We start from the raw sequence: 11,398 nt of genomic DNA, 5'->3' as shown, positions 1-11,398 counted from the left end.
CATCATATTATTTTAAATAAAAATGTGCTTCTATATTTATTTTTATTTAAAAATTATCAAAAAACTCACTCATTGCCCAAACGATTTTTCATTTTTAATAACTCTCTTTCAATCATAATCAATTTATCCTCAACAGCATCAGAAAATTCTGGTATACGTCTAAAAAAAACATACCTAACTCTCCATATTTCTTTTATATCTGACAAAGAATATTCCTCGTCTTCAATGTTTTTGTGATCTGCCCTTAAAACAGCATTATTATTTGCTACATATAATCTTCTGAAAATCAATTTATTACCCACGACCACAAAAACCAAGGTCCCGGTATTCAGTTTTTTTATAACCGTTTGCGGGACTTTTTCTCCTATAACCACATCTTTAGGATAAAAACCTTTATCATGCGATGTCATTTCAAGATTACTTACTGTATATGCCCGAAATTCCTTTGTTGGATTAACTGGTAATTGCACTATGGGGAGTTCTTTAATAAAGAACGGTTTATCATAAAAAGCAATATACTCATTAGAGGTATTATCGGTTATACAAGGAATATTTGCAAATTGTTCTCGTTTTATATCCTCTGCATACGTAGTTAAATCTCCTTTAAATTTTAAGAGTTGGTTTACGGTTAGTTCTCTGGTTAACAAATCATCTATTGCTATGCTAAAATAGTTAGCAATTCTAATAATCGTTTCTATTTTTGGTTCGCTTCTACCCTCCTCATACGCTCCCAAGGTACCTCTTTTAAGCTCAAAAAGCTCTGCAAAAGCTTGTTGGCTTAAACCTTTAACCCCTCTTATTTTTTTAATATTTTTTCCAAAAAAAGACATTTTGCTAATTTTATTTGCAATTATAAAATATAATCGTATATTTACACTAACAATATTAGCTAATATCTTGTTAAAAAGCTAATTTTAGTAGATATACTTTTTTTGTTTTACCTTTTTTAATCAAAAGAAGTATATCCTAATTTTTTTAGCAAAATAATCAAATTATTAACTTAAATCTTTTATACCCATGATAGTCATTGTGTTTTATCTCGTTAATTTAGCACTGGATATTCTCAAAAAGTTATACTACTTTTTGTAATATTGATCTACAGTCCTACAACTTGAAATATATTACTAATAATTATCTAAATAAACCATCCTATGCAAGATCATTTTCAACTGGTAAAAGACTATTTGCTTCAACTCAACTATAATATCGTTCATGAAAATAAAGCAGAAGGTATTATCATGATCAGCAAAGAAAATGAAGGAATAAAGAACATGATTTTGGGAGTAGCACCCCCTATTCTTATAATGGAACAGCATATTTTTAATATCAGGAACAAAAATGAGGAAGTATACCGAAATTTACTTCAGAAAAACCGGGATATCGTTCATGGAGCTTTTGTTTTGGATGAAACTGGTGAGAAAGTGATCTTTAGAGATACCCTTCAGGTAGAACACCTTGATCTTAATGAACTAGAAGGATCGCTAAACTCTTTAGGTCTGCTATTGAGCGAATACTCAGACAAAATTATAAATTTTTCAAAATACTAAATACTATGAATTTTTTTAGACGAATATTTAAAATAGGAGAAGCAGAAGCAAATTCTGCAATTGATAAGATGGAAGATCCTATAAAAATGACAGAGCAAGGAATACGGGATATGAAAACCGATCTTGAAAAAAGCCTCGAAGCACTGGCGCAAGTAAAGGCATTAGCAATAAGAGCCAAAAATGATATCGAAGAATTTACAGCAAAGTCCGAAGATTATCAACAAAAAGCAATGCTGATTCTAAAAAAAGCACAAAAAGGAGATTTGGACTATACAGAAGGAGATCGATTAGCCAAAGAAGCTTTAATCAAAAAAGAAGAAGCTCAACAACAAAAAAAACGATGCAAAGAAGAATCGGATAAACTAAATACATCGGTGGCACAATTAGAAACGAATGTGCAGGAAATAAAACAAAACATCAGCAAATGGGAAAACGAACTAAAAACACTAAAAGCTCGTGTAAAAGTATCTGCTGCTACCAAAAATGTAAACAAACAAATGGCCGAAATTGATAGTTCAAGTACCGTATCTATGCTAGAGCGCATGAAAGACAAAGTGACCCAAGAAGAAGCCCTTGCAGAAGCCTATGGGGAGATAGCCAATACTTCTAAGTCCATTGATGAAGAATTAGATAAAGCCATCGACGTAACCCAGGAAAATGCCGAGGATGATTTAGCTAAACTAAAAAAACAATTAGGAATTAATAATAAAAAATGAAACATTTTTTAGGCTCGCGACATTAAGTATATAATAGTACTCATTAAATAACCATACCATTGAAAGAATTATTTGACATTGCAACTTCTATAGTTAATTTACCATTAACTATCCTTTTTGGATTATTAATCCTATACTGGCTGTTAACCACCTTAACAGGAATGGATCTGGATTTTTTTGATGCAGATATAGATGTGGATATCGATACAGATATAGACATGGATACGGATTTTGATGCAAGAACCAACTTGGACATACATGAGATCTCTAACACCGAAGTAAAAAAAGAAGATGTAATTAGAAGACGGGGTAAACTTAATTTTTTTCAGATATTTTTAATCTATTTTAACTTTGTCGGGCTGCCATTTATGTTTACCTTTTCATTTTTTGTCTTGTTCTGGTGGGCAATAACCATGACAGGAACATCTATAACCCATAGTTATGACAGTGATTTTGGATTTACGTTTTTCTTTGCAGGGATTATTCCTGCATTATTCTTAACCAAAATATTTACTACCCCATTTAAACGGTTCTTTACCAATTTTAATAATAAAGGAGAAAGTGCCCTAGAGTTATTAGGCAGGCAAGGTATCTTACAAAATACTATTTCGGGAGAAAAAATTTCAACTTTAGAAATAAAAATTCAGTTAGACCCAATCAAAGTAATGGTAAAATCCAAAGATGGCATAGAAATTCCTGCCAATACCAAAGTAGAAATAGTTAATCAAGTAAAAAACAAACAACTTTATATCATTCAACCAATAAATTAATATTTTATGAGCAATATAGCTAACATAGCCATTATCGTGGTGGTAGCATTGGTACTGCTAATTGTACTATACTTTATAATAATCGCCATATTCTACAGAAAAATTCCGCAAGGAGAATCCCTGGTTCGTACTGGATTTGGAGGAACTGCAGTAGCATTCGACAAAGGATTATATGTAATTCCTGTACTACACCGGGTAGAAATTATGGATATTTCTATCAAAAAAATTGAAATAGAACGAACCGGAGTAAATGGATTGATTTGTAAAGACAATATCCGGGCAGATATTAAAGTAGCATTTTTTGTTAGAGTTAATAAGTCTGTAGAAGATATTATAAATGTAGCACAAACCATTGGTTGTAATCGCGCTTCAGAAATTGATACTTTACGTAGTTTATTTGACGCTAAGTTTTCGGAAGCCTTGAAGACAGTAGGTAAAAAATTCGAATTTATAGAATTGTACGAAGCCAGAAGAGAATTTAGAGAAGAGATCATTAACATTATAGGAACAGACCTAAATGGTTATATACTTGATGATTGCGCCATTGATGATCTGGAACAAACTGCATTAAGTGTTTTAAAACCAGATAATATTTTAGATTCTGAAGGGATTAAAAAAATAACAGAACTAACTGCTGCTCAAAATATCAAATCTAACCTAATTAAACGGGATGAAGAAAAAATCATTCGTAAACAAGATGTAGAAGCACGAGAGGCTATTTTAGAATTAGATAAACAACTTGCAGAAAAAGAAGAACAACAAAAGCGAGAAATTGCCAATATAAAATCCAGAGAAGAAGCCGAAACCCTAAAAGTGGCAGAAGAAGAACGATTAAAATCTGAAACTGCCCGAATTGCAACACAAGAAAAAGTGAAAGTTGCAGAAGAAAACATGGAACGCCAAATTATAGTTGCCGCCAAAAATAAAGAACGTACAAACGCAGTAGAAACCGAAAGAGTAGAAAAAGACAGAATGTTGGAAGCTACAGAACGGGAACGTATTGTAACCTTAGCTCAAATCGAAAAAGAAAAAGTAGTCGAAGTTGAAAAAAAGAATATTCAGGATGTAATTCGGGATAGGGTGGTCCTAGAAAAAGGGGTGGTAGAAGAGCAAGAAAACATGAAAGATATTCAAGCTTTTAAAACCGCAGATCGTGATAAACAGGTAAAAATTACTATTGCCGAAGCAAATGCGCAAGAAGATTTGATCAAAACTATAAAAGCAGCAGAAGCACAAAAAGAAGCAGCCAAACAAAGAGCCGAAGAAATAAATATCGAAGCACAAGCGCAAAAAGAAGCCAGCCAAAAAGAAGCTGAAGCACGTAAAACATTAGCAGAAGCAACTGCAAAAGAAGAAGCTACCATTGGGATGTCTGAAGCGCAAGTAATGCACGCAAAAGCAGATGCCAGAGAGCGTGAAGGTATGGTAGAAGCCATTGTAATTGAAAAGAAAGCGAAAGCAGAAGCTTTGGGAATTGAAGCAAAAGCAGAAGCCATTCGAAAAGAAGGACTGGCAGAAGCAGAAGTAATCAAAGAAAAAGCTATTGCAGATGCTGTAGGAATAGAAGAAAAAGCAGAAGCAATGAAAAAATTAGATGGTGTTGGTAAAGAACATGAAGAATTTAAGCTGCGCTTAGACAAAGAATTACAAGTAGATCTGGCACATATTAATATCCAGAAAGAAATCGCAGATGCACAGGCAGAAGTAATCGGAGAAGCCTTAAAAGCTGCAAATATTGATATTGTAGGTGGAGAAACCATGTTCTTCGATCAAATTGTAGGGCAAATTACAAGAGCCAAAGGAATAGATCGATTAGTTAAACATTCTGATAATATACAAGACGTAAAAGATGCCATACTGGGGAGCGATGATGTAAAAGGAAACCTTTTAGAAAAAATAAAAGAATTTGCTACCAAATACGGTATTTCTTCTGAAGACATCAAGAATCTAACCATTGCTAATATATTAATGGATTTGAAACAAAAAACTACAGATTCTTCAGAAAACAATATGTTCAACAATCTCTTAAACCTCGCAAAAGGATTGGGATTATCTGATAAAAAATTAAAATAATAAACTCTTTCGCAAAGCAGAAGAACAAAATTAGGAACCAAAAAACTCTCCTCCTTGCAAAAAAAAGGAGGAGAATGAATTTCGCAAAGCGGAAGAAAAAAAAGGTAAAAACACCTTTATGAATACAATCATAACCACATTTTTAGACCCCTAAAAGTCTTCTCATCCTAAGGGAGACTCGGGATGGGATTTGTTTAACTTTTAATACAGTTTAATCATGGGATTTGGAGGAGCAACAGCAGCAATGATTACATCGCTCAAAAATAATAATAGAAGAAATAAACGCGAAGCTTTTGATGGATGGACAAGTTCTAGCAAGACAAGTCAAGGTATCAAGATAGAACCAGTTTCTGAAGAAATATTACAGGAAATTAGAAATAAGCTAAAAAGACAAAAAAGACAAACAACAATTATTAATTTGGGTATCATAATATTAAGCATTGTGATCTCAATTATCGTTATCTATTTTTTGTTCTCTTATTTTGAAAATGATCCTGGAATATCCAATGATTTCTTATACAAGCAATCAAATTGATAATAAAAAAAGATTTAATGTCTAGATGATATATCTAATGAAAATTTTATCCCGTACGAACTGTCAAACTGAGCCTGTCGAAGTTATAATGATAATAAAAAGATGAAACAATATTATGTCTATATCGTGAAGTGTAATGATGAATCCTTTTATATTGGAATCACCAATAACCTTGAGCGAAGAATTTATGAGCACAGTATTGGTTTGAAAGAAGATTGTTATACTTTTAAAAGAAGGCCTATAACATTAAAATGGTTTGAAGTATTTACTGAGCCAAATCAAGCTATAGCCATAGAAAAACAATTAAAAGGCTGGAGTCGAAGAAAGAAAATAGCTTTGATAGAAGAAAATTGGGACAAATTGATAGAATATTCAAAAAACTATACTCAGTTTGGAAAAAACATAGAGAAGTAGAATAAAACTATAATATCATAGGCGCTTCGACAAGCTCAGCGTGACAACGAAATTAGCAATCAGATCTCTTTTGTTGTATTAAATCTGTCAGAGCCTCCATGAAAACGAATGAAAAATTCGAGGTAAACTATGCAAAAAGAAAACACCAATCCACATACCCAACTAGACGGAGGGACTTACGAAATCATCCAGAACCGTTTACAAAAACAAAAAGGTGAGCTTCAAAATCGACTTATACAACTTAATGATGCCCGTAAAGAAGTTTTTGGTAGTGTAGAAACCAAATTAATTGCCAACAACCGAATAAATACAGAGCATAATTGTATTGCCCGGGACATCGTTACCATTGGTGAGTTTTGTATTTTTGGGTATAACGTACACTTTGGGCTCCGTACAGAAGTTACATTAGCAGATGTATTTAGTATCTACACCTATAAAAATGACCACTTTGCAGCAAAACCTTTAGACCTAATCAACGATACCACATTTATTGATGAATTTACCAATCTATATAAATATTATCGTAACACCATATTTTCAAAATTTGCAATAGTTGGAAATTACCTTCACATGGTTTTTCAACTTAGTGATAGTGTTTCAGACATTAAAACCTTCAAATGGTTAATTAATGAAGGTAAATTAACCTATATGGACAACCGCAGTGAACACGAATTCAAATTTCCTAAACAACATGAATTTAATTGGATCGAAGTCAATCGGGATATGCACCGATATGGAAAACATCCGCATATTTCGATTTTAGACAAAGTATTTGTCGAAACTATAGGTGGGGATTTAACTATTAAAATTGAAGATAATACCGAAGAAGGAAAAGGAATTTTAGACGAGGCTGTAGAACATGTAGATCAAACCTTAGACGATGGACAATATCGCTTTGCCGACATAGGTAACCTAATAGCACTCGAAATAAAACCTTTTCAGGAAGCGCCCCGCTATTTTGTGTACAATCATAAAATACAGGAAGTAAAAAAAATTAGTTGTATAAAAGACGCATGCGTATTGCTCCCTGACGATCAGGGCATTATTTATCCTAATGGATACTACCTGCAATCTGGCGAATTCAAATTATTTACCAATGAAGTTACCAATGTAAAATTTCAAGAAAAAATCAGTTCTCCTAATGGAGAAGATTATCTTTATGTTTTTTATGAAGGCAAAAAGGGCTTATACACACTCATGTCTTATAATGTAATAGAACAAGAGGTAAAAACCCCAATAGTTTGTAATGGTTTTACCATACTGGAACATGGCGAATTATGTTATTTTAAAACCGAAAACGAGCAAACCAAACATCATGTCATCCAGATATGGCAAACCCCATTTATAAAAGGCACCATATTACCATCAGAACACACAGACACCTTACTTTACAAAATAGGCAATAAGGATATTGTAAAAGCAATGGCAGAAAGCAATGCTTTAATAACATTGCTTAATAAAGAAGACAATTATGATGGATTGTATGACGATATAGCAAAATTTTCTAATGAAATTGTAGATAGTTATTATTGGATTAGAGAAGAGGACACCTTTAGACTAGATATCCCGCTCGATGAAATTAATGGAGCTGCAAATGCTGCCATTGATGAATTTGAAAAAGTGCTACAGCTTAGAAAAACAGCGCTAGCTACCACTAAAGAGACACAAGATAAAGCCGAAGCTATTTTTGGCAAAATTAAAAGTAGTTCTTTTACCTCTATCGATGACTTTGTATTGGTGTTATCACAGCTACGTACTTTGCGTGGCGAAGTTATAGGTTTAAATGATATTCGATATGTAGACAAAACATTTATTACTGCATTAGAGACTGAAATTACAGAGCAAACCAAAAAAATTTCACAACGATGTGTTCAGTTTTTAATAAACGACAAAGCTCTGCTCCCCTATCATAATCGTGTAGAAGAAAAACAAAAGCTCTTAGAGGACATCAAAAAGGTTATTGATGCCAAAAAATTAGAAAATGAAGTAAACCAGATAGCTACAGATCTGGAAATGCTTATCGACATTGTTTCTAATCTACAAATAGAAGACACATCACACTCCACCAAAATTATTGACAACATATCTCTTATTTTTGCTACCATAAATCAACTTAAAGCAGGAATTAAAAATAAAATCAAATCTCTGGGCAGCAAAGAAGCTACAGCAGAATTTGCCTCGCAACTAAAACTGGTAGATCAAAGTATCATTAACTATCTGGATATTGCCAATACCCCCGAAAAAACAGAAGAATTACTAAACAAAGTTTCCGTTCAGCTAGAAGACCTTGAAGGTCGATTTGCCGATTTTGAAGAATTTATCATTCAGATTATTGAAAAAAGAGAAGAAGTATACAATGCTTTTGAAGCCCGAAAAAATAGTTTAATCGAAGCCAGAAACAAAAAAGCCATTGCTTTAGAAAATGCAGCCAATCGTATTTTAAAAGGGATCACCAAAAAAGCACTAACTTTTGATTCTATAGTAAGTATTAATGGATATTTTGCATCCGATCTTATGATCAATAAATTGCGGGATATTATTGATCAGCTACAAAAATTAGAAGATATAGGTAAAGCCGAAGCTATCCTAACTTCTTTAAAAGTAGCAAAACAAGATGCTACCCGTAAACTAAAAGACAAACAAGACCTATATGAGGATGGCGAAAATATCATAAAACTGGGTAAACATAAGTTTGGAGTAAACAAACAACCTCTGGATTTAACAATTGTATATAAAGACGGAACTTTAAACTACCATCTTACCGGAACCGATTTTTATCAAGAAGTTACAAATGAGGTTTTGCTAAAATCAAAAAAATACTGGGATCAGGAATTAATTTCTGAAAATCAAGAAGTGTATCGTGCTGCATATCTTGCTCACAAAATTTTTAAACAATATCATGTCGAACCTGTTGAAGCAAATTCAAATAATAATGTCAAAAAAAACTTAGATAGGCAAAATAGTTATGTAACACAGAGCCTGTTCAAGAAAAAATTGACATCTATGAATGACCAGGAACTATTAGAACTCGTAAAATCAGAAAGCAGTAAAAACTATGCCGAAGGGTACATAAAAGGAGTTCACGATATCGATGCCTCCAAAATATTAAAAGTATTAGCTACCAAAGGTCACGATTTAGGATTGTTGCGATTTACGCCCAGGACACGTGCTTTTGCACAATATTTTTGGAATAGCTTAACTTCAGAAAAACAAGCCTACTGGAACAATACTATTAAAGCTTCAGGAGAAGTGCTAACCATTTTTCCGGATAGTAATGAATATTACAAAGTAATTTCAAATTTAGAAAAAGAAGTAAAAAATTCAGATTTGATAATCGAACTATTAGAAGAAAAAGAACTTCAACAACTTCCCTCTAACCATCTTAGTTCTGATATCTCGATAAAATGTCACAGGGAGCTTGACGAAGTGTTGTCGGAAAATATTGCAATGTATCTATTTAAAGAATTACAAAACGATCGCAGTTTTTGTATAAGTCAAACAGCAAATGAACTTTGTGATGCTTTTATTGCTGAATTAGAAAAGAAAAATGTGTATACAAAGTTAAAAACAACTTTGAACATAGATCCGGACATGCACTGGCATGACCAAGAAAAACCTATCGACACCATTCAACTTATAATGCAATGGATAACCTCTTACCTAAAAACAAATCATCCTCTATTTATCAGTTATGCACATGAAATAGCTTGTGTTTTGTTGTTTAAAAACGAATCTGCTTCCGAAATAATTCATGTCAACCCTTCACAGACTATCGACGGATTAAATGGCAGTCATCCTACGATTACAGAAGGGGTTTTTGATTTTAATTATCATGACTTTACAGCAAGAATGAACCAATTTACAAATATTGAAGTTCCTGCTTTTGAAGCCTACAAACAAGCAAAACATTCGGTTACAGAAAATTTAAAAGAAGATTTAAAACTTCATGAATTTGAACCAAAAGTACTTTCCTCGTTTGTAAGAAATAAACTGATCGATCAAGTGTACCTGCCGTTATTTGGAGATAACCTATCCAAACAATTAGGTAGTGTTGGCGATACTAAGCGAACAGACCGAATGGGAATGTTATTGCTTATCTCTCCTCCTGGCTATGGAAAAACGACCTTAATGGAATATATGGCAAATCGTCTGGGACTGGTATTTATGAAAATTAATGGCCCAGCTATTGGTCACGAAGTAACTTCTGTAGATCCAATGGCTGCAAACAATTCCTCTGCCAGAGAAGAATTAAAAAAGCTAAATCTGGCTTTTGAAATGGGCAATAATGTAATGTTATATCTGGATGATATACAGCATTGTAATCCAGAGTTTTTGCAAAAATTTATTTCTTTGGCAGACGGAACCCGAAAAATAGAAGGTATCTATAATGGTAAACCCAAAACATATGATTTGCGCAGTAAAAAATTCTGTGTGATTATGGCAGGAAATCCATATACAGAAAGCGGAGACAAATTTCAAATCCCGGATATGCTTGCCAACCGTGCAGATATTTATAATCTGGGAGATATTATTGGAGATACTGCGGATTTGTTCAAATTAAGTTTGATAGAAAACTCCATGACAGCAAATCCAATATTACATCAATTAAGCAGTAAGTATTTTGAAGACATATACCAACTAATTAAGGTTGCAGAAACCGGGTCGCAGGAAGGCATAGAGCTTAAAGGAAATCATACCAAACAAGAAATACAAGAATATTTGGCGGTATTAGAAAAAGTTATTACAATACGGGATACGGTTCTAAAAGTAAATGAAACGTATATAAAATCTGCAGCTATGGAAGATGCCTATCGTACAGAGCCATCTTTTAAATTACAAGGCTCTTATAGGGATATGAGTAAATTGGTATCCAAAGTGGTTCCTATTATGAATAAAAAAGAATTAAAAACGATACTTCTGTCTCACTACGAAAACGAATCTCAAACGTTAACCAGTGCAGCCGAGGCTAATGTATTAAAATACAAAGAAATGACTAATATCCTCTCTGAAGAAGAAACCACACGCTGGAAAACAATAAAAGAAGCTTTTATCAAAAATAATAAGCTTAAAGGATTTGGAGATAAAAATGAAATGGCTCAGGTATTAGCACAAATGATGCAGTTTAGCGATCACCTGGCAGGCATACAAGAAGTTTTAAAAAAGGGATTGGAGAGGTAAACAAATCAAATTCATAACTGTCATTCCAGACTTGATCTGGAATCTAATTAGACTACGAAATAGATCCCAGCATACACTGGGATGAACTGTGTTATGTCTTGGGTTTTTATTTTTTGTCATCCTATGTTTGTATAGGGTTTAAATTTCAATAATGATTTACTTTGT

General features: G+C 33.1%; 8 protein-coding genes. 7 read left to right on the top strand and 1 reads right to left on the bottom strand.

The window, feature by feature from the left end:
- Window positions 1–65: 65 nt before the first annotated feature.
- The gene (locus ACZIYX_RS04230; protein WP_462680952.1) at window positions 66–830 is read right to left on the bottom strand and encodes a helix-turn-helix domain-containing protein; all 765 of its coding nucleotides are present in this window, start codon (window positions 828–830) and stop codon (window positions 66–68) included.
- Window positions 831–1,151: 321 nt separating this feature from the next.
- Between ACZIYX_RS04230 and ACZIYX_RS04225 the strand changes: the two genes are divergently transcribed.
- The 7 genes from ACZIYX_RS04225 to ACZIYX_RS04195 all read left to right on the top strand — a co-directional run bounded on the left by ACZIYX_RS04225 (window position 1,152) and on the right by ACZIYX_RS04195 (window position 11,233).
- Window positions 1,152–1,547, top strand: coding sequence for a type III secretion system chaperone family protein (locus ACZIYX_RS04225; protein ID WP_462680951.1), 396 nt, complete (start codon window positions 1,152–1,154; stop codon window positions 1,545–1,547).
- Window positions 1,548–1,552: 5 nt separating this feature from the next.
- Window positions 1,553–2,263 carry a PspA/IM30 family protein gene (locus tag ACZIYX_RS04220; protein ID WP_462680950.1) on the top strand — a complete coding sequence of 237 codons (711 nt, stop codon included), beginning with the start codon at window positions 1,553–1,555 and terminating at the stop codon, window positions 2,261–2,263.
- A 59-nt stretch (window positions 2,264–2,322) separates the two neighbouring features.
- Window positions 2,323–3,033 carry a hypothetical protein gene (locus ACZIYX_RS04215; protein WP_462680949.1) on the top strand — a complete coding sequence of 237 codons (711 nt, stop codon included), beginning with the start codon at window positions 2,323–2,325 and terminating at the stop codon, window positions 3,031–3,033.
- A gap of 6 nt (window positions 3,034–3,039) precedes the next feature.
- The gene (locus ACZIYX_RS04210; protein ID WP_462680948.1) at window positions 3,040–5,106 is read left to right on the top strand and encodes a flotillin family protein; all 2,067 of its coding nucleotides are present in this window, start codon (window positions 3,040–3,042) and stop codon (window positions 5,104–5,106) included.
- 217 nt (window positions 5,107–5,323) lie between these two features.
- A complete protein-coding gene (locus ACZIYX_RS04205; RefSeq protein ID WP_462680947.1) occupies window positions 5,324–5,641 on the top strand; it encodes a hypothetical protein in 318 nt (105 codons plus the stop codon).
- Window positions 5,642–5,743: 102 nt separating this feature from the next.
- Window positions 5,744–6,055, top strand: coding sequence for a GIY-YIG nuclease family protein (locus ACZIYX_RS04200; RefSeq protein ID WP_462680946.1), 312 nt, complete (start codon window positions 5,744–5,746; stop codon window positions 6,053–6,055).
- Between the two features lie 129 nt (window positions 6,056–6,184).
- On the top strand, window positions 6,185–11,233 hold the full coding sequence (locus ACZIYX_RS04195) for a DNA repair ATPase (RefSeq protein WP_462680945.1): 5,049 nt from the start codon (window positions 6,185–6,187) through the stop codon (window positions 11,231–11,233).
- The last annotated feature ends 165 nt before the right edge of the window (window positions 11,234–11,398 follow it).

It is taken from the genome of Aquimarina sp. (genome assembly GCF_977115655.1).
Note: the sequence above shows the minus strand (reverse complement) of the source record. Positions and strands in the feature narration are given on the sequence as shown.

Bases quoted from the DNA above. Each gene is read 5' to 3' on its own strand.
- ACZIYX_RS04230 (WP_462680952.1), bottom strand. From the start codon at position 830: ATGTCTTTTTTTGGAAAAAATATTAAAAAAATAAGAGGGGTTAAAGGT.
- ACZIYX_RS04225 (WP_462680951.1), top strand. From the start codon at position 1,152: ATGCAAGATCATTTTCAACTGGTAAAAGACTATTTGCTTCAACTCAAC.
- ACZIYX_RS04220 (WP_462680950.1), top strand. From the start codon at position 1,553: ATGAATTTTTTTAGACGAATATTTAAAATAGGAGAAGCAGAAGCAAAT.
- ACZIYX_RS04210 (WP_462680948.1), top strand. From the start codon at position 3,040: ATGAGCAATATAGCTAACATAGCCATTATCGTGGTGGTAGCATTGGTA.
- ACZIYX_RS04205 (WP_462680947.1), top strand. From the start codon at position 5,324: ATGGGATTTGGAGGAGCAACAGCAGCAATGATTACATCGCTCAAAAAT.
- ACZIYX_RS04200 (WP_462680946.1), top strand. From the start codon at position 5,744: ATGAAACAATATTATGTCTATATCGTGAAGTGTAATGATGAATCCTTT.
- ACZIYX_RS04195 (WP_462680945.1), top strand. From the start codon at position 6,185: ATGCAAAAAGAAAACACCAATCCACATACCCAACTAGACGGAGGGACT.